Raw genomic sequence first — 26,737 nt, forward strand, 5'->3', positions numbered from 1 at the left:
TCTTTTCACCCGCAATTAAAAAAGCCTTTCAAGTATAAAATCTTGAAAGGCTTTTGTCTACAAATTAAAAAGCAATATTATTTCCAACCGCCACCTAAGTCTCTGTAAACATGGACTGCAGCATTCAATTGTTCTTTTTTAGTATCTACCAATTCCAGTTTTGCTTCTAATGCATCTCGTTGTGTCATTAAAACCTCAAAATAATCTACTCTGGCCGATTTAAACAAATCATTAGAAACATCTATTGAAGTGTTCAAAGCATCTACCTGTTGCGATTTAAGATCATACCCTTTTTGTAAGTTTTCGATCTTCGAAAGTTGATTAGAAACTTCTAAATAAGCATTCAAAATGGTACGATCGTAATTGTACAAAGCCTGAAGCTGTCTTGCATTTGCGCTGGCGAATTCTGCTTTAATCGCATTTCTGTTGATCAGCGGTGCGGCCAGATCTCCTGCTAATGAATACAGAAGTGACTCCGGAAATGTTAACAGATAAGAAGGTTTAAACGCCTGCACTCCTATTGCAGCTGAAATGTCTAATGAAGGATAGAATTCTGCACGTGCCACTTTTACATCTAATTTTGAAGCGACTAATTCTAATTCTGCCTGTTTCACATCAGGACGATTTGCCAGTAATTGAGACGGAATTCCTGAAGTCACAACAGCCGGTAATAAGCTCAGGAAGTTGTTTGTATTGGTTCTTTTAATTTCCTGTGGATATCTTCCCAATAAAAAGTTGATTTTATTCTCCGTTTCTTTTATTTGCTGAAGAATTCCAAATTCCATACTTTTTGAAGTTAAAACCTCAGCTTCAAACTTCTTCACTCCCAGTTCGGTCGCTCTTGCCGCCTGCTTCTGAATTTTTACAATTTCCAAAGCATTCGTCTGCAATTTGATGGTTTGTTTTACAATGTCCAATTGGGTATCTAAAGCCAGTAACTCATAATAAGAATCGGCTACTTCGGCAATAAGATTCGTAATTACAAAGTTCTTCCCTTCAACTGTTGCTAAATATCGATTTAAAGCTGCTTTTTTAGAATTGCGCAGTTTTTTCCAGATATCAACTTCCCAGTTTGCATAGGCCGAAATAGTAAAATCTCCCAATGGATCTGGGGTCTTTACACCAGGTTTAATGTCTGTATTGGCATCACCTGCACCCTGACTGGTGTAGCGGCCCACTTTCTCTACTCCCGCTCCGGCACGAACACCAACAGTTGGCAATAAAAGTCCTTTTTTTACACGAATGTCATTTCTTGCAATCTCAATTTCCTGCAAAGTAATGTTTAATTCCTGATTGTTCTTAAGCGCAACATCAATTAGCTCTACCAGATTCTGATCTTTAAAATAATCTTTCCACGCTAATGTTGCCGTATTGTTGTTTGCATCCTGAATCTGAGTTGTTGTACCAAACGACTCAGGAACTGGTGTGCTTGTTGTTGTAGTCTCAGGAGCAGGGGCCTTACACCCTGCAACCATGAGACATGCACTCAATGCAATACTATATTGATATGATTTGAATTTATACATGATTGTTATCAATTTCTTCTGTTAATGGATTCTCTTCTTCATGTTTCACTAGTTTGTATCTCTCTGCTATTTTTCCAAAGATGTAATACAAACCAGGAATCAAAAACACCCCACAAATCGTTCCGATAAGCATACCTCCTGCTGCAGCAGTACCAATCGTACGGTTACCAATTTTTCCGGGACCGGTAGCAAATGCAAGTGGTAATAAACCTGCTATAAAAGCAAAGGAAGTCATCAAGATTGGACGGAACCTTGCTTTGGCTCCTTCCATTGCAGCTTCCAGAACTGATTTACCTGCAGCATGTCGCTGAATTGCAAACTCTACAATCAACACGGCATTTTTACCCAATAAACCAATAAGCATTACCATGGCTACCTGTGCGTAAATGTTGTTCTCTAATCCTGTTAATTTCAGTAAAAAGAAAGCTCCAAAAATACCTGCCGGTAAAGAAAGAATTACAGATAATGGTAAAATAAAACTCTCGTATTGAGCTGCCAGTACCAGATATACGAATCCTAAACAGATCAGGAATACCCAGATTGCCTGATTCCCCTGTGCTACCTCATCAGCAGAAATACCTGCCCAGTCGATGTCGTATCCTCTAGGCAATTTTTTAGCAGCAACTTCCTGAACAACTTTAATTGCCGTACCGGAACTATATCCCGCTGCAGCCGAACCACTAATTTGTGTGGAAGTGTACATATTATGTCTTGTGATTTCAGAAAGTCCGTATACTTTTTCCAATCTCATAAAAGCGGAGTAAGGTACCATTTCATCACGGTTGTTTTTCACATACAGTTTTAAGATATCATCGGGCTGAGCACGATATTCCGGAGAAGCCTGAACAATTACTTTATAGTTAATTCCGAATTTAATAAAACTGATTTCGTAGTTACTTCCCACAAGAGTTGACAAGGTATTCATGGCATTTTCGATGGAAACTCCTTTTTGTTGTGCCAGATCATTGTCGACTTTCATCATGTATTGAGGAAAACTAGAGCTATAGAAACTAAACACGTTAGACAATTCCGGATGTCTGTTCAATTCAGCAACAAAGTCATTATTTACCTTTTCCATTTTTTTGTAATCTCCGGAACCTGTTTTATCCAATAAACGAAGCTCAAATCCTCCGGCAGCACCATATCCAGGTACAGCAGGCGGTTGGAAAAACTCGATATTAGCTCCTGCAATATCTTTACATTTTTCCTCCATTTCATGCATGATCTCCAAAACAGATTCTTTTCGGTCGCTCCAATCCTTAAGGTTAACCAAACAAGTTCCTGAGTTTGCTCCTGTACCTTCAGAAAGAATTTCATAACCTGCCAATGAAGAAACTGATTTTACTCCGTCTATATCTTCAGCAATTTTCTGAACTCGCTCTGCAATATTGTTGGTTCTTTCTAATGAAGAACCCGGAGGTGTCTGAATTACAGCATAGAACATTCCCTGATCCTCATTCGGAATAAATCCGGAAGGAACTGTGCTGCTCACTAACCATGTTCCGGCACAAAATCCTAACAAAGCAATTACAGTAACGGCTCTTCTGTTTACAATCTTACCTAATACATTTTGGTATTTCCCCTGAGCCAGATTAAACTTATTGTTAAAACCATCTATAAAAACATTAACAGGTGTTTTCTTTTTAGGCAGAGCATGATTATTTTTTAACATCATAGCACAAAGTGCCGGTGTCAGGGTTAAAGCCACAATACCCGAAAGTATAATCGCCGTTGCCATAGTAACTGAGAACTGACGGTAAAACACCCCAACAGGACCTGACATAAAAGCCACCGGAATAAATACCGCCGCCATCAGGAATGTAATCGCTATAATTGCCCCTGCAATCTCATGCATCGCTTTTTTAGTTGCTTTAAGAGGCGACAGATGTTCTTCTTCCATTTTGGCGTGAACTGCCTCGATCACAACGATCGCATCATCGACGACGACTCCAATTGCTAATACTAAAGCAAACAAAGTAATTAAGTTCAATGAAATATCTAAGAAAGTCATGAATACAAAGGTTCCAATCAACGATACCGGTACCGCAATTGCCGGAATAACAGTCGAACGCCAGTCTCCCAAGAAAAGAAATACCACTAAACCAACCAAAATAAAAGCTTCTACCAGCGTGTGGATTACTTTTTCGATAGAGGCATCCAAAAATTTAGAAACGTCGTATGAAATTTCATAATCCATTCCTTTTGGGAATTTTTGCTTAATTTTTTCCAATTTCGCTTTTACCTCTTCAATAACCTGATTGGCATTACTTCCAAATGACTGTTTCAATACAATAGCCGCAGAAGGCTTACCATTTAGGTTCGAGTAAATATCATACATCGAACTTCCAAATTCAATATTGGCAATATCTTTCAAACGTAAAAGTTCTCCGTTAGCATTGGACTTTACCACAATATTTCCATATTGCTCTTTTGTGGTAAAACGTCCTGAATATTTCAATACATATTCAAATGCCTGAGAACGTTTACCTGAACTTTCTCCTGTTTTACCCGGAGAAGCCTCCAAACTTTGACTTGACAATGCTTCCATTACCTCATCGGCAGAGATTTTGTACGCCAGCATACGATCCGGTTTCAGCCAGATACGCATAGCATATTCACGAGTTCCCAGGATATCTCCGGAACCGATACCATTTACCCTTTTCAATTCTGAAAGTACGTTGATATCAGCGTAGTTGTACAAGAACTTCATGTCGGTATTTTTGTCTGTACTGTAAAGGTTCACGTACATCAACATACTTGGTACTTCTCGGGTAATTTTTATACCCTCTCTAATTACCAATGGAGGTAATTTATTGGTAACCGAAGCTACACGGTTCTGAACGTTAACCGCCGCTTGGTTGGGATCTGTTCCTAAGTTAAAAACTACTTTTATAGTCGCCTCACCATCATTTCCGGCATCAGAAGACATGTATTTCATTCCCGGAACTCCATTTAAAGCTCTTTCTAAAGGAATAATAACTGCCTTGATCATCAATTCACCGTTAGATCCGGGATAATCTGCAGTAACATTCACCATTGGTGGTGAGATTGTAGGGAATTGCGTGATAGGTAAATTCAATACCGACAATACTCCTAAAAAGACAATTATAAGCGATATTACTATCGACAGTACAGGTCTTTGAATAAATTTATTAAACATTTTTTATTTTTTTAATGATTAAACCTATTCTGCTTTTAAGCGTAAATTGTTCATTACCGCTTTAGGAGATTGGAATTCATATTTGATTTTGTCGTTCTCTTTTACTTTTTGAACTCCTTCAAGTAAAATTTTATCGGTATCGGCAAGTCCGGTTCTGATCACATACAAATCAGGGATTTCGCCTGTTATTGTGATTTCTCTTGAATTTACTTTATTGTTCTTATCGATCACAAAAACATATTTTTTATCCTGAATTTCGTAAGTCGCTTTTTGAGGAATTACGATGGCATTCTTAAGCGGAACAATCATCTGAACCTGTCCTGTTTCTCCATTTCTAAGCAATTTTCCTGAATTAGGGAAACGTGCTCTGAATGCAATATTTCCGGTTTCATTATTAAACTCGCTTTCGATAACTTCTACATTTCCTTTTTCTTTAAAGGTTTCACCGTTAGCCAAAACCAAGCTTACTCTATTATCAGCACGATCTTTTACATCGGTTTGATATTGCAGATATTCCGGTTCTGAAACATTGAAATAAGCAAACATCTGACTGTTGTCTGAAAGACTCGTCATCAATTCACCTTCATCAATAAGGCTTCCTAATTTTAATGGAATACGATCGATAGTTCCGTCAAACGGAGCTCTGATTTCTGTAAATGACAAATGAAGTTTTGCCAGTGCTACTTCGGCTTTTGCAGATTGCAATTTTGCCTGTGCTACACTTAATTCGTTCTTAGAAACGATATTTTTATCTGCCAGTAATTTGGCATTTTGAAGTTCTATTTCTACTGATTTTTGTTCAGCTTGTGCTTTTAATAATTCTGCCTGATACATATTTGGCATAATTTTAAACAACAGCTGCCCTTTTTTTACAAATTGTCCTTCATCCACAAAGATGTTTTGTAAAAAACCTTTTTCCTGAGCACGGATTTCAATATTACGTACTGATTTGATTTGTGAAACGTACTGTTTCGTAAACGAAGTGTCTATTTTTACCGGATTGGTAACAACAAATTTTTCTACTTCTTCTTTTTCTTCTTTTTTAGTTGTACAACTAGTTAGGCACACCAGGGCAATTAAGCCTGTGAACAAGATAATTCTTTTCATGATTTTAATGGAAATTAAGCGATTGAGTGCTTGGAATACGGTGATTCCTTTAGATGAAAAATGCATCAGGTGCCCTTAGTCAGAACTTAACTTTCATATAAGATGAAGTAGCAAAAAATACATCAACAAAATATGCAGATCACAACTTAGGCAACCGATGTATACTGTTGAATCAAATTCTTAGTACTTGTTGAGTAATGTAGAAAGGATTTGAGTTGCCACAGAATGGCAGAAAGATTTTAAAACGATTATAATCGTTTGCAGCAGTCTGACTGGTAGCAAAGGAAAGATACCAACTGTCGAGTAAGCTGTAATTTGTTGTAAACAAATGGTTTGAGAGACCACCTTTAAGATCATCACTTCCAAGGCATTCTTCTTCAGTATCACAGTCAGCGTCTTCTATGATCGAACTGCCCTGATCCTGATTGGTGAATTTCACACGGTGTCTTTTCTCAAGATGGTGAGAATGAGAGTCTTTAGGAGTACCCGCATTAAGATATTGCCCTCCGCCAAGCAGAAGCAAATTCATAAATACTAAAAAGACTATTAACTTTCTCATTTGGGTGCGAAAGTAAGGAAAGTATCGAAAGAAAAAAAGATTTTTTTATAAGCTTTAACATTTAATAAAACACGAAAACGTTTTCAGAGTTTTAATAGGCTGAAATTGTGATAAAAAGATATCCTTTCTTGTCGAAAAATCATAAAAAATAGACTCTGATTCAGAATCAAATTGATAACATTTCAAAAACAAGCAAAAAAACATCAAAATCGCAAACATCTGAGAATGTATATTGTATTTCGAAAAAATACGCTCTCTTTTCTAAAGTAAAATTTCCATTATGGTAAATTCCTGTCCTGCTTTTGCAAAGACCTGCCCCGTATCCTGCATGCCCAATTTCTCGTAAAAAGCTTTTTTGTTAACTCGAGCGTTACACCAAACTTTTTTCAATTTCTTTTCTTTTGCTAATTCCAAAATATATTTTACAAGCTCAGAACCAATGCCTTTCCCCTGATATACTTCCAGCGTAGCCAGCTTTCTGAACTGCATTTTGTCATCATTGATGAAACAGGAAACAATTGAAACCAGCTTATCCTCCACAAAAACGCCAAAGTGTAATCCTAAAGCATCTTCTTCTAACTGTACAAACTCAAACGGCTGATCCGGCCACATTACTTCATGTCTGATTTGCCAGGTCTCCGAAGCCTCTATTGTTTTGATTTTCATTGTTCTGTTAATTACTCTTTTACACACAAAGATATTTCATAAAAACAAAAAAAGGGAATCTAAGTTGATTCCCTTTTTTACTATTCTACTTTTATATAAAATCGCTCTGTATTATTGTCGGTTATTTTTTCAATACCCTCATCTCCCTTCTTACCAACATTAATGACATGTAATTCATTTCCATTTATGGTGCAATTCCAAACTGTACCATCAGATAAAATAATGTCTGAAAACAATGCATCTGATTTCTCTTTGTTGTAATACACTAATTTCTCAGACTTAATAAGTTTTTTTTCCTGCGTTTTCTTATTCTTCTCATACGAAAAGATTTCATCATCTTTAATCTCAATTAATTCCTCAAAATCTTTCTGAGAAGCTGCATTGTTTTGACTAGCAGCCCAAACCGGCTTATCTCCGACCATTTTCCAGGTACCAATAGCCTGCTTTAAAAGATGTTCTCTCAAAACTGTTCTTAAGGTATCTACTTTTTTAATCGATTCCTGACCTATTGTATTATCAGGTTTAATTTTTGAGGCAATGTAAAACAAGTCAATTGCTTTCTTATAATCTGCTTTTTCATAGTAATCTAAAGCTAATTCGTATCTGCTTTTCTGAAATGCGATTTTAGGGTTGTTTTGAGCAAAGTTTTTAAAACAGATTAATAAAACAATAAAAAATAGTTTCTTTTTCATTAATAATGTAGGTTTTCATTTTTTTGCAAACCTAGTTTTTTAATCGCAGACTTCCATCTCCTTTTTAACTTTTTTTTAATTCAAAAATAAGATTTTACTTATAAATCATCCGAGAAGAAATTCAACGACCCTGTCTCTCTTATATTTACTGCTACTTTTTACTATTTTACTCTAATTTAGACTGAAAATAAATTTAAAACTTCCATTGCTTTATCTGTGTCTTTTTTAGCCACGAAGATATGATCATGATAAAAAGCAGCCACGACATTACAGCTAATACCATTCTCAGAAAGTGCTTTCGAAAAAGCCGCCGTTAAACCAACTGCTTCTAATGAAGAATGCACCGTGAGTGTGATCCAGGACATTACAACTGAGTAATCCAACTTTAATGTGTCTGCAATTTCTTTTTTCAAAATCAGAGTAATTGCCTCATTTTCTTTGAACAACATTACAATATCATCCATAGACATGTTCCCGATCTTTTCTACTTTACAGAAAACATAATCTCCTAAATTATGCTGAGGTTTCATGCTTTTTAGCAATTTTTCCAAATCTTTTTCTCCTGACATTTTAAGTTTTTGTTAAATCGGTTATTTTAGTTTCTCCAGCTTTCCCTTTGCCTCCGAAAAGTTTTTATCCAACAGCAGCGCTTTTTCGTAACTGGCAATTGCATTTTTCTTATCACCATTAGCTTCATAAAAATCTCCAAGGGAATCATATACATTTGCACTTTGAGGATAATTGGCAACATTTAACTTAAACAGATAACCGGCCAAATCCATATCTTTTTTTCCTAAAGACTGATAACCATAAGCATTTACGGTATTTTCAGGAACATTAACGGTATAACCCAATTTTTTTGAAACATTCTCGAAGTGTTTTTCAATCTTAGCAAAAACTGCTTTATTAAAATTAAACTGTTCCGTAATGGAAAGTTTCAATTGATTGAACTTAAACAGAAAACGCAGACCATCATAGGTGGCGATCAATGGCACAGATCCGTGATTGTCATCGTTGTAATATTGGTACGCATAATTCAGATTGCTTTTCTTATTGTTCTGCAAAAAATCATTTAAATCTAAAATAGAACGGATATGTTTGGTAAGAAGTGTTGTATCTTCTCTAACTTTTTCAATATTCATCCCCTCATCCATTGTATTGGCAGCCGCCATAAATAAGGAAACTTTTGACAGGTTTTTATTGGCTAATTTTTTCTTCGTATCTGCTAAAAACTTCTGACGATCCCACCACAAACTTGGATCGATCGCAATATAAGAGTTAAATAAGTCGGTATGATTAGTAAGGATATTCAGGGCTGTCAACCCTCCAAAAGAATGTCCAATCAAAGTTTTAAAAGGTGCTGTGGAGTATTTACTGTCGATATACGGAATCAGTTCTTTTTCGAGGAATTCAACAAATTTTTCTCCTCCACCAGATTGATCACTTAGGCTTTGGGGTACAAAAGGAGGATCAACCTCCGAATGTGTTGGAGTTAAATCACGATTTCGATTAGTGTTGGTAATCCCGACTATAATCATTTCCGGACAATTTGTATTTCCGTTCACTTCGCTCATTTCTTCAATTATCCCAACAACGGAGCTAAAATGTCCCTCGGCATCGAGTAAATAAACGACCGGATACTTTTGTTTTGCTAGACCTGTATTTCGGGCACTTTTAGGAAGATGAATCCATATTTTTCTATTTTCGTTCAGGACTTTAGAAGAAATACTATCGATTGTTCCTATTTCAATTCTATCTTTATTTTGAGCAAATGCAAAACTCGTTAACAATACAAATAAACTGAAGAAGAGTATCTTTTTTCTAAAAACAATTTGTAAACTATTCATTTCTTATTGATTTTTTTCAATTTGTTACTAAAAATTCAAAACTTATTGTGCTGCTTTTATGAAACACAGAAGTCGTCTTTTTAGTTAAAAAAACGACTTCTGTTGTACTCTTTTATTTTGCTGACCAAGTATTGTCGGCAGGAGTAGCATCCATAAAAATACCACCATCAAGCACTACTTTTTTAATTTGCTTGCTGCTCTTCACTGTAACAGCGGCCAATTTTTGATTCGCCTGCCAAACAGCCGGTGTGCTATGAACTGTTTCTGTCGTATTATCTGCGTAGGTTACAATGGCATCAAACGGAATTGCAAAACCACCAACATTGGCTACAGAAATAACATTCTTAGCCACCTTTTTAACGGAAAGATCTAAGTAATTATTCGTGAAAAACCAATTATCAAAAAACCAATTCAAATTTTTACCCGAAGCTGTATTGATCGAATTAAAATAATCCCATGGAACCGGGTGTTTACCATTCCAATTGTCCATATAGGCATGCAATGCTTTTTTAAACAAATCATCACCCAACAAGTCTTTTAAAGCAAGGTATGACAAAGAAGCTTTTCCGTATGAATTATTGCCATAACCAGAATCTGATAACTGTGACGACATCGTGATGATAGGCTGATCTTCTTCTGTAGACGGGTCATTTATATACTGTTCTACGCGAAATTCTTTATAAAACTTATCGGCAGCTTCTTTTCCATGCTCCGCGATTCCTATTAAATATTCAAAAGTTGTCGCCCAGCCTTCGTCCATAAAAGCATAACGCGTTTCGTTGATTCCCATATAAAAAGGAAAATAGGTATGAGCTACTTCATGATCCTGAACCAATTGTGCAAAAACAGGATCTCCCATTTGCGAATCATTACACATCATTGGATATTCCATATCTGCAAAACCCTGAAAAGCCGTCATTTTAGAATATGGATAAGGAACTCCCGGCCAATTGTGTGAGAAGAAATCTAAAGCATATTGGTTGTACTTAATAGAATTTTCAAAATCGGTTCCTTTTACATCATAAGCTGCTTGGATACTGGCGCGTCGCTTTGTTTTTTTATCTACAATTACACTTCCGGCATCCCATAAATAATGGTCGCTTAAACCAAAACAAACATCTGTAATGTTTTTAGCTTCAAATTTCCAAACGTTCCAATCGCTTTGTTTTGTTACCAAACCGCTTTTCATTTCCTGCTCATTGGCAATGTGTAAAATTTCATCTGTTACGTATGATTTTTTTAAACGTGCAGCAAATTCAGGCTGTAAAACCTCATCCGGATTCAATAAATCTCCTGTTCCGTAAACCACATAATTTTTAGGTGCTTTTACAGAATACGTATAATCATTAAAATCATTATAAAACTCCTGACCTGAAGTATGAGGCAGGTTATCCCATTTATTGTAATCATCAAAAACAGAAACACGAGGATAACTATAGGCTACAAAAAAAGTAGTGTTATCGATTTGCCCCTCTCTCCCGCTCACTTCTGATAGCGGATAATTCCAATCGATATCAATTGTAATTTTACTATGAGGCGGCAAAGGTTTCTTCATTTTTACACTCCCAACGGTACCCCAGCTTTTAGCATCTTCTTTGTAAACTTCACCTTCTATTTTTAAATTTGTTATTGTCAATCCTTCCGTAAAAAAACCTTCACTATTTAGTACCGCTCGTGGCGAGGTTTTTTTATGAATATTATTCACAAATCTAATTCGTAAATTTCTTAGCGTATCATTACTGTTGTTTTCATACACGATCGTTTCGGTTCCGCTAACTATTTTTGTATTGGCATCTACAGTCAAAGCCATGTCATATTTACCATGATTTTGCCAATAATTTTTCCCGGGTTTTCCATCCATAGAACGAACACCGTTTGTATAAGACTCTTTAATATTTCTTGGCATGTAAAGTTCCTGTGCAAAACTATTTTGTGCTAAAAACAAAAACGCTATAAATAGCAATTGAAGTGATTTTTTTTCCATAAGTGATTTTTAAGATTTTGGTGGTTTGATTGATTATAGTAGTTAGATGACATTTTTAGCTTTAAGTTACATTATTCAAAAAATTTATTTCTAAAAATAAACAATAAAGTCAGAACCTCAATCACACAGAAAATCAAAGACTTAAAAAGAAAATAAAAACCGTCCAATTCAAAAAGAAAAAGACGGCCTCTACAATTAATATATAACCTTGGAAACTACAAAATATAATCGGTATTAATAAAATTCGATTCCCTGCTGTTTAGCAATTCCTGCAAAATTTCATTGTTATAAGCGATATCTTTTGAAGCCACAAACGTACGAATAGAAAAAGAGCGCAAGGCATCCGGAATACTTAAAGTTCCTACAGCAGAATCTTTACGCCCCGTAAACGGGAAGGCATCAGGACCACGCTGACAAGAACTGTTGAGGTTTACTCTGCATACTAAATTTACTAAGGCATCAATAAGCGGTGCCAAAGTTTTAATATCTTTCCCAAAAAGACTCACCTGTTGTCCGTAATTGGATTCGGCCATATCTTCAAGCGGTTCGTTGATATCTTTGAAAGAGATAATGGGAACCACCGGTCCAAACTGCTCTTCGTGATACACTCGCATTTCTTTGTTTACCGGATACAAAACTGCCGGAAAAATATAATTTTCACTATGCTTTCCTCCTTTTTCATTCAGTACTTTTGCCCCCTTATGTAGGGCATCGTCAATTAAGCCCTGAATGTATTTTGGTTTGTCTGTTTCCGGAAGCGGTGTTAAAGAAACTCCTTTTTCCCACGGATTTCCAAATGCCAGAGCATCCACTTTTTCAGCAAAACGTTTATTGAATTCTTCCGCAATAGATTCATGTACGTACAGAACTTTTAGTGCCGTACAACGTTGTCCGTTAAACGATAAACTTCCGGTAATACATTCCTGAATCGCCAGATCTAAATCGGCATCGGGTAAAATAATCGCCGGGTTTTTCGCTTCCAGACCTAAAATCAAACGAAGTCTGTTTTTATTTGGATGCTGATCCTGTAATGCTATGGCCGATTTACTGTTTCCGATTAACGCTAAAACGTCAATTTTTCCTGACTTCATAATAGGCGAAGCTACTTCTCGGCCACGACCGTAAACAATATTGATGACTCCTTTCGGAAAACTGCTTCTGAACGCTTCCAACAATGGCGAAATACATAAAACACCATGTTTTGCAGGTTTAAAAATCACAGTGTTTCCCATAATTAAAGCGGGAATCAACAATGAAAAAGTCTCATTCAAAGGATAATTATAAGGTCCGAGACATAAAACTACGCCCAGAGGCCCACGACGAATCATCGCATTAACACCCTGAACTTTTTCAAAGTGCGAGCTACGTCCGTTTAGTTCCTTATAACTGTCTATGGTATCCTGAATATATTCAACGGTTCTGTCAAATTCTTTTTGCGAATCGCCAAGGTTTTTTCCAATTTCCCACATCAAAAGTTTCACCACCTCTTCGCGGGTTTCCTTCATCTGTTTTACGAAACTCTCCATGCATTTAATACGGTCAACGACCTTCATCGTTGGCCATAAGCCCTGACCTTTGTTGTAAGCGGCATTGGCAGCTTCCACTACTTCGGCAGCCTCTTTCTCTTCCATAAACGGAATCGATCCTAATAAAGTTGGCGTATATTTTTCGGTTGAGGAAATGGTCGAAAAAACTGGGGTTGTCTGTCCCGTCCATGGTTTTAATTCTCCATTTACAAGATAAGTATCTTGATTGATCAAATTTTTAATTTGAAATTCTTCGGGTATTAAACTCATAATTTGGTCTGTTATAGTTTGGTTATTAATAGCATTTGAAAAAGAAAAAAGAGGCTTTATAGGCCTCTTCTTCTGTTTTATGGGTTTACGGTTTCACCTTCCCAATCCAGAATTCCACCAAGCAAATTGTAGGCATTACTAATCCCTAACTCATTCATAATCTGACATGCTTTGGCACTTCTGGCACCAGAACGGCAATACACATAATAGTTTTTGTTTTTATCAAGCTCTTCGATTTCATAAATAAACCCTTGTCCTTTATTAATGTCGATGTTTACGGCATTTTCAATGTAGCCGTCATTAAATTCGTCTTCAGTTCTTACGTCCAGTATAACTGCATTCTCGTCAGCAGCCAGCTGATTAACCCAATCTTCTTGTGATAAATTCATAGTAAATGTGTTTTTGTAAAATTACGACGTTTCTATTGATTAAAAACGTGCCAAATGCGATTTCGATTATTATTCTCAGAAAACGTTTTAGAGAAAGTACTATAATCAGTGAAAAGCAAATTTACTTACTATTTTTAAAAATATAGTCTATAAATTCGATAGAAAATAGGATTTTTTCATTTACACAAAACACCTCTTAAATATAATTTTCTGATAATTTATACCATTGCAATCCCTTATCTTTGTAATAAATTATAGATTTTAATTTTAATTTAATAAAAATGTTCTTCAAGAATGTTTTTTGCCACTGATTAAAAGGATTAAAAATATTCGCCACGAATTGCACGAATTTCCACAAATTAATTCGTGTTAATTTGTGGAATTTGTGGCAAAAAAAGTGTAAACCTGTTCAAACCGTTAAAACCGTGGGCATTAATTCCCTCCTATTATCAATGCAAAACTCACTAAAAAATATATTTCCCAATTTCTCCGACGAACTTATTGCAACAATTGAAGAAAACGGAAGTGCACAGGATTTTGAAGCCGGAACCATTTTAATGCGAACCGGACAATACATTAAAAATACCGTGTTAATCACCAAAGGAAAAATTAAAATTTACCGTGAAGGTGAAGATGGCGGCGAGTTTTTAATGTACTACCTACAACCCGGGCAAGCCTGTGCCATTTCGATGATCTGCACCGCTAAAAGCGAAAAAAGCCAGATTATGGCAAAAGTTGTCGAAGATGTTTCGGTTATGATGATTCCCTTGCAAATGATGGACAAATGGATGATGGAACACCGAACCTGGTATGAATTTGTAATCGATACCTACCGCAGCCGCTTTGAAGAAGTTCTCGAAGTGGTAGACAATATTGCTTTCCGGTCTATGGATGAGCGTTTAGAGTTTTACCTCAAACGACATTCTGATGCTTGTGGCTGCTCTGAAGTCAATCTGTCTCATCAGGAAATTGCAACCGAATTAAATACTTCCAGAGAGGTAATCTCCCGACTCCTCAAAAAAATGGAACAAAGAGGTCTGGTCAAACTCAACCGCAATCAAATCGAACTTTTAAAATAGACAGTTGCCACAGATTAATTTGATTAAATTGATTTTTTAACGATATGACGAATTTACAGTAATGCTGATTTAAAAAATAACCCAACAGAAATCCTATTAATCTTTTTAATCTGTGGCAAAATACTCTTATGTGATAAATGTTACTGTGAGTCTCTCTTAAACGAAGCATCTTTGCGTTAAAACAACTGCAATGGAATATTTGGGATATTTTGCTTCGATTATTATAGGAATTTCACTGGGCCTTATTGGCGGTGGCGGGTCTATACTAACTATTCCAATTTTGGTGTATTTGTTCAAAGTAAATCCGGAACAAGCTACTTCATATTCTTTATTTATAGTGGGATTAACTGCCATGTTTGGAAGTTACAGTCATTACAAAATGGGGAATCTTAAACTTAAGTCGGCTTTGTATTTTGCGATTCCTTCTGTCATTTCGATTTTGATTATTCGGGAAGTTATTTTTCCTCAAATTGCTTCTACCCTGTTTTCTATAGCTTCATATTCGGTTTCCAAAGATTTTCTCATCATGATTATCTTCTCGGTATTGATGATCACAGCAGCAATTTCGATGATCCGAAAAAATAAACCCGAAACAAAAGCCACCGAAACTAATTATGTTCAATTAAGTCTAATTGGATTTTTAGTTGGAATTGTGACCGGATTTTTGGGTGCCGGAGGTGGTTTTCTAATTATCCCTGCACTGCTTTTCTTCGCTAATTTACCCATGAAACAAGCCGTTGGAACTTCATTGTTGATTATTACGATTAACTCTTCGATAGGTTTCGGCGGCGATTTATACATCGGAACTCCTATCGATTATACTTTTTATTAGGGGTTTCGGCAATGGCACTCTTCGGAATGTTTATAGGAAGCCAGCTTTCTAAAAAAATCGACGGGGCAAAACTAAAACCCATTTTTGGATGGTTTGTTCTCGTAATGGGATTTTATATTATTACCAAGGAAGTTTTGTTTTAAAATTATTTTTTCTCGCAGATAAAGCCGATTTTTATTTTAGTTAAGTGTAGAATATCTTTACTTAAGATGTAAAAAAAAGCATAAAAACTTTATTTTTAGACCAAATAATCACAATCATTGTCATTTCGACGAAGGAGAAATCTCCGCGAGAAGCTCAACAAAGATTGACTTTCGTTGCGGAGTTACTTGCGGAGTTTCCTCGTACCTCGGAATGACAAAAGTGTGCAGGCTAACTTTACACTTAAGCCTTTTTTACTTCCACCAATAATAATAGTTATGTTGACCGTCGTATTCAAAACCACAGCGCGGATATAATTGGTTTCCTATATCATTTGTTTTTTCGGTTTCCAGCATCAAACCACAAGCATTGGTTTCCTCACACCATTCTTTACTGCGATCAATTAACGCTACAGAAAATCCTTTGCCTCTGTAATCAGGATGCACAAAAAGATCATTTAGTAACCATAGTCTTTGCATTTTAGTAGAGCTAAATATTTTATAGAGCTGTACAAAACCAACAGCTTTTCCGTTTGCAATCGCTAAAAAAATATCCGATTCATTATGCAACAATCGTTCTTTAAGAAATGTTTTTCCTGCCTCAACATCAGATTTCTGACGATAGAAAACACGATAGAGGTCAAAAAGTTCAGCTGTTTCATTGAGATCTTCTAAACTTGCTTTTTTGATTTGGTAATTCATTATTGTAAATTTTGAGATTAAAAGAACGAAAATATTCTAAAACCTAAACTCTTTTATAGTCCAGATTTCATAAAACGGGATCATCCAGCGTTTCGGTCAAGCCTGCAAAAAAGGGTTTTAACTAGCGCGAACTCATGATATATTAGAAATTTCGAATTTATCAAAATTGAATAGACGTGGGTTTTAACCCATGGAATCATAATAATCATTTATTTGGACTAAAGCCTCCTTAGGATTAAACAAAAAAAACCGCTGGTTAAAACCAACGGCTATGCATATCATTAACTCGTAAAAATTTGTGAATTCGCGGCTATAAAATCTAATGTTCCCCATACCCGATATCATCCATTTTCCCACTAAAAACACGGTATTGAATAATAAAATAGATAATCACCAAAAACAAAGCGATAAAAAACCAACTCATTCCGGCATTCAATCCATATTCGCCGGCGGCAGTGTTATAAATAGTTAGGGATGGATTTATATTATTTGTAGAAGGCAAAACATTCGGAAAAATGGAAACGGCAGTTGAAGCAAATCCACCTACCAAAAACAAAGATGAAAACAAAAATCCATAACCGTCTTTTTTCCACGAGCGTACTTTGAATAATCCCAAAATCCCAACAAAAGTCATCAATGGAAAAAACCAAAGAATTGGATTCTCTACAAAATTATGGAAAGGCTTTGGTTCAATAAAGTGCCAGATTTGCAACGAAATACACACCAAAACCAGCAAGACAATATTCAATTTAAAAACAACATTTTTAAGCTGTGGATTCAAAGCTGAATTGGTTTTAAAGATGATCCAGTTTGCGCCGTGGATGGTTAAAGAAACCACACTCACAATTCCCAGGAAAAGTGTAAACCAGTCGATAATTCCCAATTCACTTGCCTGCGGACTAAAAGTTGGATTCCACAATGGCAAAAAGAAATAATGCGCTTCCTGAGTCGAAACGCCGTTGGTTACCATTCCAAGGTTGACACCACGAACGATATTTCCTAAGGCAATTCCGAAGAACAAAGCCAAAAGCAAACTTGCAATTCCGAAAGCCTTATCCCAGATTGCTTCCCACATGGGATGATGCACCTGTCCGCGCATTTCCAAACCAATGGCACGAAAGATCAGCAACCATAAAATCATGATCAAAGGCAGATAAAATCCGCTGAAAGAAGAAGCATATAAAGTAGGGAAAGCAAAAAACAAAACCCCTCCTGCAGCGATAATCCAAACTTCGTTGGCATCCCAAAACGGACCGATTGCGTTTGTAATTGCTTTTTTGTCTTTTTCTGTTTTGGCAAAAAATAAATGAATAATTCCTGCTCCAAAATCATAACCGTCTAACACAATATAAACGGCCAAAATTCCCATTAAAACTACGTACCAAAAAAATTCCATACTTATATATTTTCAGTTATGACTTCAGTGTGAGGTCCTTTATTGATAATTTTTCCAATCAAAAGCAAAAACAGCATTCCCAGTAATAGATACAACCCTATAAATCCCAACAAAGTAAACAGGGTATTTCCCGAAGAAACAGTTGGAGAGGCTCCAGCCGCTGTTCGCATTAAATTATAAACAAGCCAGGGTTGTCTTCCCAACTCCGCCGTGTACCAGCCAGTTGTATTGGCGATGTAAGGAAACGGCATCATAAAAAGCAAGGACCAGAGAATCCATTTGGTTTCGTACAATTTACCTCTGATCAATTGAAACAAAGCAAGGGACATCAAACCAATAAAAACTGTTCCAAGTCCCACCATAATATGATAGGCATAATACAAACCTGAAATATTAGTAGGATGAATATCTTCTTCAAACTGATCCAAGCCTTTAATTTCCTGCTCCCAGTTTCCATAAGTCAGGAAACTCAGAATATTCGGAACGGCAATCTTGTTGTCCAGTTTTTTATCTTTAACATCAGGCTGTCCTATTAAAACAATTTCAGAACCCTTTTTCTCGGTATGGAAAATCCCTTCCATAGCCGCAAACGTTACAGGTTGGTATTTCACCACATTTTTGGCTAGTAAATCTCCCGTTGGAACCGCCACAATCATACTGGCAATCAATCCAAAGATCACTCCCGTTTTAAGAAACAGTTTTCCGAAAACAATATTCTTTTTGCTCAAAATATAAAAAGAACCAATTCCTGCCACAACAAAAGAACTTGTCACTAAAGAAGCGGCCTGATTGTGCAGATACGATGGCCATAACCACGGATTTAGAAACAGTGCTTTGAAATTGGTCAACACAAATTTTCCGTTCTCCAAAATCTCGTAACCTACTGGATTCTGCATCCACGAATGTGTTGCGATGATTAAGTAACCACTGGCCCAGGAACCGATACAGATTAGTAATCCGGTAACAAAATGCCATTTATGTCCCAATAATTTTTCTCCAAACAAAAACAGACCTAAAAAAGAGGATTCCAGAAAAAACGAAAACATACCTTCCATGGCTAATGTCTGACCGATAATCCCTCCGGTTAACTCCGAGAATTTTGCCCAGTTGGTCCCAAATTGAAACTCCATTGGAATTCCGGTTACCACCCCCATCGCAAAATTCAGAGCGAAGATTTTCATCCAGAAATGGGTGGCGTGATTGTATTGTTCGTTTTTAGTTTTAAGATATTTCCATTTGAAATACACAATGATCAGCGAAAGACCCATTGTAAGTTGCGGAAAAAGATAGTGAAAAGTAATTGTGAAGGCGAATTGCATTCGGTCATAAAAAAGCATTTCTTCCATAGCGGTAATTTATTTATGAAGTCCAACAAATTTACCCATTAAAACCCGAAAGTCCTGCCTTTAAAAAAAGTTTATCGCCCGATATTTGTTAAACTTTTCAACAATTTAGTTGTACAAACTGCACTTATGTTTTTAAGCCAGAATTGTCAGGAATGACACGATTGTCTATAAATCGTAATTGAAACTATCTGTTTAAAAAATTACTCCTTTTTCAAAATCCCTTTTTCAACGCTTTCGTTAATTAATCCTTCAGCATAACTCCATAATGTTTTAGAACCTTCTTTTATCACGCTCTTTTTGTCGTGCACTTTATCATAACTTACACCAAACTCTTTCCAGGTTCCTCCATTGTTAGAAGTATTCTGCAACAAAGGCTCTAAACGATCCATCGATCTGGCAAATTTAGCTTCGTTAGTTTCACCTGCTTCAAATTCTTCCCAAATAGCAATTAATTCTTCGGCCTGTTTTTTCGGTAGCAAACCAAAAATACGATTCGCCGCCAATCGTTCTTCATCAGTGTTAGAATGATTTTTCTGTGAATCATATATAAAGGTATCACCTGCGTCAATTTCTACAATATCGTGTATCAAAACCATTTTCACGACTTTCAGAACATCAATTGGTTCATCTGAATGTTCGGCCAAAACGATTGCCATTAAAGCCAAATGCCAGCTGTGCTCTGCATCATTTTCGTTTCGGTCACTATGAAACAGCTTCGTTTTTCGCTGAATGTACTTTACCTTATCAATTTCTTTTATAAAAGCAATCTGATTCAATAAATCTTCTGTTTTCATCTTTTTAACTGTTTATTTGTTTTAAAATGACATTCGTCATATGCAAAATTATAAGTTAAAGCTTAATTGCACGGGTTTAAATCAAATAATATAACTTGCATGATAAAATCCGCTTTTTATTTCACACCGAAATTAAATTTCTGTAACAATAGTCACTTAATTTCCCGAAAAACAGACTTACCTTTGTATCACATTATTTTAGATTTCAAATCATGAAAATAGAACAAATTTACACCGGATGCCTTGCGCAGGGTGCCTATTATATTACTTCAAATGGTGAAGCCGCAATTATTGATCCGTTAAGAGAAATTCAGCCTTACTTAGACCGTTTAGAACGTGATCAGGTAAAATTGAAATATATTTTTGAAACGCATTTTCACGCCGATTTTGTTTCCGGACATGTCGATTTAAGCAAAGAAACTCAGGCGCCAATCGTTTACGGACCCAACGCTACCTGCGAATTTGACTGTATTTCAGCAAAAGACGGACAGGAATTCAAAATTGGAAATATCACCATCAAAGCGTTGCATACTCCGGGTCATACCATGGAAAGCACCACTTATTTACTGATTGATGAAAATGGAAAAGATCACGCCATTTTCTCCGGAGATACTTTATTTATTGGAGATGTTGGACGCCCGGATTTGGCTCAGAAAGCAGCCGGAATGACACAGGACCAATTGGCCGGAATTTTATATCATTCGTTACGAGATAAAATTATGACTTTGGCCGATGATGTGATCGTTTATCCTGCGCATGGTGCGGGAAGCGCTTGCGGAAAAAACATGAGTAAAGAAACGGTTTCAACAATAGGAAATCAGAAAGCAAATAACTATGCGTTGCGCGCCAATATGACAGAGGCTGAGTTTATTGCTGAGGTCACAGACGGATTATTGCCTCCTCCCGCCTATTTCAGTATGAATGTGGCGATGAACAAACAAGGTTACGAAAGTTTTGAAACGGTTTTGTACAATGGAATGAAAACCATCAAAGCAGAAGAATTTGAAGCCGTAGCCGAAGAAACAGGTGCTTTGATTCTGGATACCAGAAGTGCTGCCAATTTTAGTAAAGGATTTATTCCGCAATCTATTAATATTGGAATCAATGGTGATTTTGCTCCTTGGGTTGGAACTTTAATTGGTGATGTAAAACAGCCTATTATATTGGTAACGGAAACCGGTCTTGAAGAAGAAACCGTAACCCGTTTAAGCCGTGTAGGATTTGACTCGATTATTGGTCATCTAGAAGGCGGCTTTGAAGCCTGGCAAAAAGCAGGTTACGAAGTAGACACCGTAAACAGAATCACTGCTCAACAATTTTCAAATGAGTTCAAATTCGGAGAAGACAAAGTAATCGACATTCGCAAAGAAACAGAATATGCCGCAGAGCACATCGAAGACGCATACAGCAAACCACTGGCTTATATTAATGATTGGGTAAAAGACATTAACCCAAACGAACATTTTTATCTGCATTGCGCCGGAGGATATCGCAGTATGATTGCCGCTTCGATTTTACAGGCTCGCGGTTTCAGAAATTTTAGCGAAATTGAAGGCGGTTTTGGAGCCATTTCTAAAACAGAAACTCCGAAATCAGATTTTGTTTGTCAAAGTAAAGTGTTAAAGTAACAAAGGTTCAGAGGTACAAAGGTGCAAAGGTTTTCTATTTGAATCTCTGAACCTTTATCTCTTTGAACTTAAAAAATAAAGATGCAAAGCAACAAAAGTTTCTCCTTTGAACCTCTGAACCTTTGCCTCTTTGAACCTAACAAAAATAAAAATGCTTGAAATCTTAAAAGAACCTTGGCCTTGGTATGTTTCCGGGCCGTTAATAGGATTAACAGTTCCTATTTTATTGATTCTCGGAAATAAATCTTTCGGAATCAGTTCGTCACTTCGTCACATTTGTGCGGCTTGTATTCCTGCCAATATTTCTTTCTTTAAATACGACTGGAAAAAAGAAAGCTGGAATTTATTTTTCGTTTTTGGAATCTTCCTGGGCGGAGTCATTGCCGCTTATTTCCTGGCAAATCCAAATCCAATAGAAATTAGTCCCGAATTATCAACGAAATTAGCTGCCTACGGAATCACCGATCATAACGGTTTGGTTCCTGCACAATTATTCTCCTGGGAAAGTTTATTCACACTTCGTGGTTTTATCATGATTGTGGTAGGCGGATTTTTGGTAGGTTTTGGAACACGTTATGCCGGCGGATGTACCAGCGGGCATGCCATTATGGGAATTTCAAATTTACAATGGCCATCATTGGTAGCGACAATCTGTTTTATGATTGGAGGTTTTGTAATGACACTTTTGATCTTACCTTATATTCTTTCACTTTAAAATTTCAAAAATGAGTTTAGAAAATAAAACAGTCGACGGCGAGGGAATCAATGCAAGCCAGAAAAAAGAAACGGTCTTTGGAAATCTTAAATATTTAATTGTTGGGATCTTTTTCGGAATCGTATTCGTAAAAACTGAAATCATAAGCTGGTTCCGTATTCAGGAAATGTTCCATCTTGAATCATTTCATATGTACGGTGTAATTGGAAGTGCAGTTGCTGTTGGAGTAATCTCCGTATTTCTTATTAAAAAGTTCAACATAAAAACACTGCAAGGCGAAAAAATCGAAATTCAGCCCAAAACATTCAGTAAAGGACAAATTTATGGAGGTCTTTTATTTGGTTTTGGATGGGCCATTACAGGTGCTTGTCCGGGGCCTTTATTTGCCCAAATTGGTACTGGTGCAACTGTTATTATTGTAACGCTGATAAGTGCCATCTTTGGAACCTGGGTTTATGGTCTTATTAAAGACAAATTGCCTCATTAATATTCTTACTTGTATTATACACATCAAACCCAACAAGTTTTAAAAACCTGTTGGGTTTACTAATAGCTAACAGATGACTCACATTACCGAAAACTTAATTTTAAGAAAAGCGATTATTTCTGACGTACCTTTCATTTGGGAGATTCTGCAAGATGCTATCGAACAGCGAAGACTGGACGGAAGCACACAATGGCAGGACGGTTATCCTAATGAGCTTACCATTCATACCGATATTGAAAACGATCATGGGTACGTGCTTACAGAAAATGACACTATATTATCTTATGCAGCGATTCTTTTTGATAAAGAACCAGCCTACGAAGTCATAGAAGGTAAATGGCTCACTGATGGCGATTATGGAGCCATTCATCGTGTTGCCGTATCGAAACTCGCAAAAGGTAAAGGTATTGCAACCAAACTGTTTGAAAAGATAGAAAGTTTATGCCTCAAACAGAACATATACAGTATAAAGGTAGACACGAATTTTGACAATATTCCAATGCTTAAAATTTTAGACAGACTGAAGTATACCTATTGTGGTGAAGTTTTTTTCAGAGGAGGAGCACGAAAAGCGTTTGAAAAAAAGCTGATTTAGAAAATACAACAATAAAATAAGTAAACCCGACAGATTTCAAAAACCTCTGTCGGGTTTTATTTTGCCTGCGATTAAGTTCTGTCGTTTTTTTAAGACATTTTTTTCTACTAAGAGTATTATCTTCATTTTACTTTCATTAAGTTTACAATACCAGATTTAATCTTACAAAAAAGCGAACCAATCACAGTCCTATGAAACGCTCAGAACAATTGTCGAAACTAGAAAATACGGAACACTGGGATGTAATCATAATTGGCGGGGGAGCAAGCGGTTTGGGGACTGCTCTTGATGCCGCAAGCCGGGGTTATAAGACCATTTTGCTTGAAGCAGTTGATTTTGCAAAGGGAACCTCCAGCCGAAGTACCAAATTAGTTCATGGCGGTGTTCGTTATTTAGAGCAGGGAAATATTCATCTGGTCATCGAAGCTTTGAAAGAAAGAGGATTACTTGCCAAAAATGCCGGCCATTTAGTAAAAAATCAATCTTTTATAATTCCGAATTACAACTTCTTTGCCGGTTTATTCTACACCATCGGATTGACTGTTTATGATTTATTGGCAGGGCGTTTAAGTTTGGGAAGATCAAAATACCTTTCCAGAAAAAAAACAATTGAAATGCTTCCTGCCGTAGCAGAAAGAAATCTCACAAATGGCGTAATTTATCATGATGGTCAATTTGACGATTCCCGACTGGCGATAAACATTGCTCAAACGGCTATTGAAAAAGGAGCCTGCCTTTTAAATTATGTCAAAGTTGTCAATTTACTAAAGAATGATAACAACCAAATCATCGGTGTTGAAGCCATAAATCATGAGACTGGTAAGAAGTACGAAATCAAAGGGTCGGCTATCATTAATGCAACAGGCGTTTTTACAAATGCCATCATGAAACTTAACGACACTGTGTACAAAAAATACATTGTGCCAAGTCAGGGAATTCATCTTGTATTTGATCAATCCTTTTTGCCGGGTGAACATGCTTTGATGATTCCTAAAACAAGTGATGGAAGAGTTTTGTTTGCCGTCCCCTGGCACAATCGAATTGTAGTCGGAACCACTGATACTTTAATTCGAAAACACAGTCTCGAACCCATTGCATTAGAGAGTGAAATTGAATTTGTTTTGGAAACTGCTCAACGTTTTCTGGCTAAAAAACCCACAAGAGCCGATGTTTTATCTGTTTTTGCCGGTTTACGACCTTTGGCTGCACCGGAAGAAGAAGGCAAAAGTACCAAAGAAGTTTCCCGAAGCCATAAAATCATAGTTTCAGAAACCGGATTAATCACAATTACCGGAGGCAAATGGACTACTTACAGAAAGATCTCTGAGGATATTATCGATAAGGCTATCAAAATAGGCAAATTACCTAAAAAAACTTGTATTACCGAGCATCTTCCGATTCATGGAAATAAAGCCACTACAAATTCAGACAGAACAAATCATTTATATATCTATGGATCAGACCTTCCTAAAATAGTAGAATTGCAGAAAAATGAGCCTGAACTGAAAGAAAAACTACATCCGGATCACGAATTCACCATGGTTGAAGTCGTTTGGGCTATTCGATATGAAATGGCCAGAACGGTAGATGACATTCTCGCAAGACGTGTTCGCTTGTTGTTCTTAGATGCCAGAGCTGCCATAGCTTCTTCTGAAAAAGTAGCGCGCCTTCTGGCAAAGGAACTCGGACATGATGAAACCTGGATCCTTAGAGAAATGACCAACTTTCATGGAATTGCAAAAGGTTTTCTTCTAAAAGAATTTCAATAGATTTTTATTAACTTAAGAATATAAGATCATGCAGGACAAATTAATTCTGGCTTTGGATCAGGGAACTACTTCATCCAGAGCCATTGTATTCAATCATAAAGGAGAAATAGTCAGTATTTCTCAAAAGCCATTTAAACAAATTTTTCCAAAACCGGGATGGGTTGAACATGATCCTAACGAAATCTGGTCTTCGCAAGTTAGTGTCGCTGCCGAAGTAATAGCAAAAGTTGGAATTACAGGCCGCGAAATTGCAGCCATAGGAATTACCAACCAGCGAGAAACTACCATTGTCTGGGATCGCGAAACAAGTGAACCTGTTTACAAGGCCATTGTCTGGCAAGACCGCAGAACGGCAAAATACTGCGACGAACTAAAAGCAAAAGGACATACAGAAATGATCCAGAAAAAAACCGGATTAATTCTCGATGCTTATTTCTCCGGAACCAAAGTAAAATGGATATTAGACAATGTTCCCGGAGCACGCGAAAAAGCAGAACAGGGAAAACTTTGTTTTGGAACTGTAGATACCTGGTTAATTTGGAAACTAACCCGAAGTAAATTGTTTATGACGGACGTTTCTAATGCCAGCAGAACTTTATTATTCAATATAAACACTCTGGATTGGGACGACGAGTTGCTGACATTATTTGATATTCCGAGAGCCATGCTTCCTGAAGTAAAAGAAAGCAGTGCCATTTATGGAGAAACAAGCACTACCCTATTCTCGACAAAAATTCCAATTAGTGGGGTCGCCGGAGATCAGCAGGCAGCCCTTTTTGGTCAGCTGTGCACCAACTCCGGAATGATTAAAAATACGTATGGAACAGGTTGTTTTATGCTGATGAATACCGGTGAAAAACCTATTTTTTCAGCGCACAACTTATTGACTACAATTGCATGGAAAATCAACGGAAAAACTACCTATGCTTTAGAAGGCAGTGTTTTTGTTGGAGGTGCAGCCGTACAATGGTTACGAGACGGCGCAAAAATAATCAATTCATCAGATGAAATCGAAGCGCTCGCAGCAACCGTACCTGACAATGGTGGTATTTATTTTGTTCCTGCTTTGACCGGTTTAGGAGCTCCGTATTGGGATCAATACGCAAGAGGTGCCATCGTTGGAATTACCAGAGGTACTACAAATGCACATATCGCCAGAGCAACTTTAGAAGGAATTGCTTATCAGGTAAACGATCTGCTCAAAGCTATGGAAGCAGATTCCGGATACAAAGGAATAGAACTACGGGTAGACGGTGGCGCAGCCGCAAATAATTTATTAATGCAATTTCAATCAGACATATTTGGGTCTAATGTAACCCGGCCTACCACATTAGAAACTACCGCTTTGGGAGCCGCGTATCTGGCAGGACTAGCCGTGGGATATTGGTCTGGTTTGGACGACCTAAAAGAACAATGGTCGATTGACCAAGTATTTTCTCCAAAAATGGATCAGGCAAAAGTAAAACTACTGGTGAAAAACTGGGACAGAGCTGTTGGCCGCGCATCACATTGGATTGAAGAATAAATT

Annotated in this window: 22 protein-coding genes and 1 pseudogene; 8 read left to right on the plus strand and 15 right to left on the minus strand. The window is 36.9% G+C overall.

Annotation, left to right across the window (positions count from 1 at the left end; genetic code table 11):
• Positions 1-77: 77 nt before the first annotated feature.
• From M4I44_RS21505 to M4I44_RS21555, 11 genes are all read right to left on the minus strand, one after another.
• Positions 78-1,526 carry a TolC family protein gene (locus tag M4I44_RS21505; RefSeq protein ID WP_089076407.1) on the minus strand — a complete coding sequence of 483 codons (1,449 nt, stop codon included), beginning with the start codon at positions 1,524-1,526 and terminating at the stop codon, positions 78-80.
• Positions 1,519-4,686, minus strand: coding sequence for an efflux RND transporter permease subunit (locus tag M4I44_RS21510; RefSeq protein WP_089076408.1), 3,168 nt, complete (start codon positions 4,684-4,686; stop codon positions 1,519-1,521). The genes M4I44_RS21505 and M4I44_RS21510 overlap by 8 nt, the downstream gene beginning before the upstream one ends.
• Positions 4,687-4,710: 24 nt before the next feature.
• Positions 4,711-5,793, minus strand: a complete 1,083-nt coding sequence (locus tag M4I44_RS21515) for an efflux RND transporter periplasmic adaptor subunit (protein WP_017495288.1) — start codon at positions 5,791-5,793, stop codon at positions 4,711-4,713.
• 172 nt (positions 5,794-5,965) lie between these two features.
• Positions 5,966-6,352, minus strand: coding sequence for a hypothetical protein (locus tag M4I44_RS21520; RefSeq protein WP_157495771.1), 387 nt, complete (start codon positions 6,350-6,352; stop codon positions 5,966-5,968).
• A gap of 261 nt (positions 6,353-6,613) precedes the next feature.
• Positions 6,614-7,018, minus strand: a complete 405-nt coding sequence (locus M4I44_RS21525) for a GNAT family N-acetyltransferase (RefSeq protein ID WP_249966072.1) — start codon at positions 7,016-7,018, stop codon at positions 6,614-6,616.
• A gap of 80 nt (positions 7,019-7,098) precedes the next feature.
• Positions 7,099-7,710, minus strand: a complete 612-nt coding sequence (locus M4I44_RS21530) for a hypothetical protein (protein ID WP_070907384.1) — start codon at positions 7,708-7,710, stop codon at positions 7,099-7,101.
• Between the two features lie 176 nt (positions 7,711-7,886).
• Positions 7,887-8,279: an ACT domain-containing protein gene (locus M4I44_RS21535; protein ID WP_249966073.1), complete on the minus strand. Its 393-nt coding sequence runs from the start codon at positions 8,277-8,279 to the stop codon at positions 7,887-7,889.
• A 21-nt stretch (positions 8,280-8,300) separates the two neighbouring features.
• On the minus strand, positions 8,301-9,557 hold the full coding sequence (locus M4I44_RS21540; RefSeq protein WP_249966074.1) for an alpha/beta hydrolase-fold protein: 1,257 nt from the start codon (positions 9,555-9,557) through the stop codon (positions 8,301-8,303).
• Between the two features lie 112 nt (positions 9,558-9,669).
• Positions 9,670-11,541 (minus strand): M1 family metallopeptidase, encoded by a 1,872-nt coding sequence (locus M4I44_RS21545; RefSeq protein WP_017495281.1) that lies wholly within the window; start codon positions 11,539-11,541, stop codon positions 9,670-9,672.
• Between the two features lie 215 nt (positions 11,542-11,756).
• Positions 11,757-13,337 (minus strand): NADP-dependent glyceraldehyde-3-phosphate dehydrogenase, encoded by a 1,581-nt coding sequence (locus M4I44_RS21550; RefSeq protein WP_249966075.1) that lies wholly within the window; start codon positions 13,335-13,337, stop codon positions 11,757-11,759.
• A 77-nt stretch (positions 13,338-13,414) separates the two neighbouring features.
• A complete protein-coding gene (locus tag M4I44_RS21555; RefSeq protein WP_017495279.1) occupies positions 13,415-13,726 on the minus strand; it encodes a rhodanese-like domain-containing protein in 312 nt (103 codons plus the stop codon).
• A gap of 452 nt (positions 13,727-14,178) precedes the next feature.
• On the opposite strand from M4I44_RS21555, the gene M4I44_RS21560 reads away from it, so the two are divergent.
• Positions 14,179-14,805 (plus strand): Crp/Fnr family transcriptional regulator, encoded by a 627-nt coding sequence (locus tag M4I44_RS21560; RefSeq protein ID WP_089076413.1) that lies wholly within the window; start codon positions 14,179-14,181, stop codon positions 14,803-14,805.
• Positions 14,806-14,995: 190 nt separating this feature from the next.
• A pseudogene (locus M4I44_RS21565) lies at positions 14,996-15,780 on the plus strand (sulfite exporter TauE/SafE family protein).
• 252 nt (positions 15,781-16,032) lie between these two features.
• Here the strand turns inward: M4I44_RS21565 and M4I44_RS21570 are convergent.
• From M4I44_RS21570 to M4I44_RS21585, 4 genes are all read right to left on the minus strand, one after another.
• A complete protein-coding gene (locus M4I44_RS21570) occupies positions 16,033-16,479 on the minus strand; it encodes a GNAT family N-acetyltransferase (RefSeq protein ID WP_249966076.1) in 447 nt (148 codons plus the stop codon).
• 319 nt (positions 16,480-16,798) lie between these two features.
• On the minus strand, positions 16,799-17,875 hold the full coding sequence (cydB, locus tag M4I44_RS21575) for a cytochrome d ubiquinol oxidase subunit II (protein WP_017495275.1): 1,077 nt from the start codon (positions 17,873-17,875) through the stop codon (positions 16,799-16,801).
• 2 nt (positions 17,876-17,877) lie between these two features.
• Positions 17,878-19,221, minus strand: a complete 1,344-nt coding sequence (locus tag M4I44_RS21580; protein ID WP_249966077.1) for a cytochrome ubiquinol oxidase subunit I — start codon at positions 19,219-19,221, stop codon at positions 17,878-17,880.
• A gap of 200 nt (positions 19,222-19,421) precedes the next feature.
• Positions 19,422-20,015, minus strand: a complete 594-nt coding sequence (locus tag M4I44_RS21585) for an HD family hydrolase (protein WP_249966078.1) — start codon at positions 20,013-20,015, stop codon at positions 19,422-19,424.
• 212 nt (positions 20,016-20,227) lie between these two features.
• On the opposite strand from M4I44_RS21585, the gene M4I44_RS21590 reads away from it, so the two are divergent.
• The 6 genes from M4I44_RS21590 (at position 20,228) to glpK (ending at position 26,734) form a co-directional block, all read left to right on the plus strand.
• A complete protein-coding gene (locus M4I44_RS21590; protein ID WP_249966079.1) occupies positions 20,228-21,643 on the plus strand; it encodes a rhodanese-like domain-containing protein in 1,416 nt (471 codons plus the stop codon).
• A gap of 151 nt (positions 21,644-21,794) precedes the next feature.
• Positions 21,795-22,358: a YeeE/YedE family protein gene (locus tag M4I44_RS21595; RefSeq protein WP_070907396.1), complete on the plus strand. Its 564-nt coding sequence runs from the start codon at positions 21,795-21,797 to the stop codon at positions 22,356-22,358.
• 10 nt (positions 22,359-22,368) lie between these two features.
• Positions 22,369-22,845: a DUF6691 family protein gene (locus M4I44_RS21600; RefSeq protein ID WP_017495270.1), complete on the plus strand. Its 477-nt coding sequence runs from the start codon at positions 22,369-22,371 to the stop codon at positions 22,843-22,845.
• Positions 22,846-22,918: 73 nt separating this feature from the next.
• Positions 22,919-23,440, plus strand: a complete 522-nt coding sequence (locus M4I44_RS21605; protein ID WP_249966080.1) for a GNAT family N-acetyltransferase — start codon at positions 22,919-22,921, stop codon at positions 23,438-23,440.
• 191 nt (positions 23,441-23,631) lie between these two features.
• On the plus strand, positions 23,632-25,209 hold the full coding sequence (locus tag M4I44_RS21610) for a glycerol-3-phosphate dehydrogenase/oxidase (RefSeq protein ID WP_249966081.1): 1,578 nt from the start codon (positions 23,632-23,634) through the stop codon (positions 25,207-25,209).
• A 28-nt stretch (positions 25,210-25,237) separates the two neighbouring features.
• Positions 25,238-26,734 carry a glycerol kinase GlpK gene (gene glpK / locus M4I44_RS21615; RefSeq protein WP_249966082.1) on the plus strand — a complete coding sequence of 499 codons (1,497 nt, stop codon included), beginning with the start codon at positions 25,238-25,240 and terminating at the stop codon, positions 26,732-26,734.
• Positions 26,735-26,737: the final 3 nt, after the last annotated feature.

It is taken from the genome of Flavobacterium sp. B183, from assembly GCF_023539155.1.
Classification (GTDB): domain Bacteria; phylum Bacteroidota; class Bacteroidia; order Flavobacteriales; family Flavobacteriaceae; genus Flavobacterium; species Flavobacterium tructae.

What these genes read in the sequence shown, in the direction of transcription:
- M4I44_RS21560 (WP_089076413.1), top strand. Translation starts at nt 14,179, where the DNA reads ATGCAAAACTCACTAAAAAATATATTTCCCAATTTCTCCGACGAACTT.
- M4I44_RS21580 (WP_249966077.1), bottom strand. Translation starts at nt 19,221, where the DNA reads ATGGAAGAAATGCTTTTTTATGACCGAATGCAATTCGCCTTCACAATT.
- M4I44_RS21610 (WP_249966081.1), top strand. Translation starts at nt 23,632, where the DNA reads ATGAAACGCTCAGAACAATTGTCGAAACTAGAAAATACGGAACACTGG.
- M4I44_RS21535 (WP_249966073.1), bottom strand. Translation starts at nt 8,279, where the DNA reads ATGTCAGGAGAAAAAGATTTGGAAAAATTGCTAAAAAGCATGAAACCT.
- M4I44_RS21515 (WP_017495288.1), bottom strand. Translation starts at nt 5,793, where the DNA reads ATGAAAAGAATTATCTTGTTCACAGGCTTAATTGCCCTGGTGTGCCTA.
- M4I44_RS21530 (WP_070907384.1), bottom strand. Translation starts at nt 7,710, where the DNA reads ATGAAAAAGAAACTATTTTTTATTGTTTTATTAATCTGTTTTAAAAAC.
- M4I44_RS21525 (WP_249966072.1), bottom strand. Translation starts at nt 7,018, where the DNA reads ATGAAAATCAAAACAATAGAGGCTTCGGAGACCTGGCAAATCAGACAT.
- M4I44_RS21550 (WP_249966075.1), bottom strand. Translation starts at nt 13,337, where the DNA reads ATGAGTTTAATACCCGAAGAATTTCAAATTAAAAATTTGATCAATCAA.
- glpK (WP_249966082.1), top strand. Translation starts at nt 25,238, where the DNA reads ATGCAGGACAAATTAATTCTGGCTTTGGATCAGGGAACTACTTCATCC.
- M4I44_RS21595 (WP_070907396.1), top strand. Translation starts at nt 21,795, where the DNA reads ATGCTTGAAATCTTAAAAGAACCTTGGCCTTGGTATGTTTCCGGGCCG.
- M4I44_RS21555 (WP_017495279.1), bottom strand. Translation starts at nt 13,726, where the DNA reads ATGAATTTATCACAAGAAGATTGGGTTAATCAGCTGGCTGCTGACGAG.
- M4I44_RS21505 (WP_089076407.1), bottom strand. Translation starts at nt 1,526, where the DNA reads ATGTATAAATTCAAATCATATCAATATAGTATTGCATTGAGTGCATGT.
- M4I44_RS21510 (WP_089076408.1), bottom strand. Translation starts at nt 4,686, where the DNA reads ATGTTTAATAAATTTATTCAAAGACCTGTACTGTCGATAGTAATATCG.
- M4I44_RS21605 (WP_249966080.1), top strand. Translation starts at nt 22,919, where the DNA reads ATGACTCACATTACCGAAAACTTAATTTTAAGAAAAGCGATTATTTCT.
- M4I44_RS21600 (WP_017495270.1), top strand. Translation starts at nt 22,369, where the DNA reads ATGAGTTTAGAAAATAAAACAGTCGACGGCGAGGGAATCAATGCAAGC.
- M4I44_RS21590 (WP_249966079.1), top strand. Translation starts at nt 20,228, where the DNA reads ATGAAAATAGAACAAATTTACACCGGATGCCTTGCGCAGGGTGCCTAT.
- M4I44_RS21520 (WP_157495771.1), bottom strand. Translation starts at nt 6,352, where the DNA reads ATGAGAAAGTTAATAGTCTTTTTAGTATTTATGAATTTGCTTCTGCTT.
- M4I44_RS21545 (WP_017495281.1), bottom strand. Translation starts at nt 11,541, where the DNA reads ATGGAAAAAAAATCACTTCAATTGCTATTTATAGCGTTTTTGTTTTTA.
- M4I44_RS21570 (WP_249966076.1), bottom strand. Translation starts at nt 16,479, where the DNA reads ATGAATTACCAAATCAAAAAAGCAAGTTTAGAAGATCTCAATGAAACA.
- M4I44_RS21540 (WP_249966074.1), bottom strand. Translation starts at nt 9,557, where the DNA reads ATGAATAGTTTACAAATTGTTTTTAGAAAAAAGATACTCTTCTTCAGT.
- cydB (WP_017495275.1), bottom strand. Translation starts at nt 17,875, where the DNA reads ATGGAATTTTTTTGGTACGTAGTTTTAATGGGAATTTTGGCCGTTTAT.
- M4I44_RS21585 (WP_249966078.1), bottom strand. Translation starts at nt 20,015, where the DNA reads ATGAAAACAGAAGATTTATTGAATCAGATTGCTTTTATAAAAGAAATT.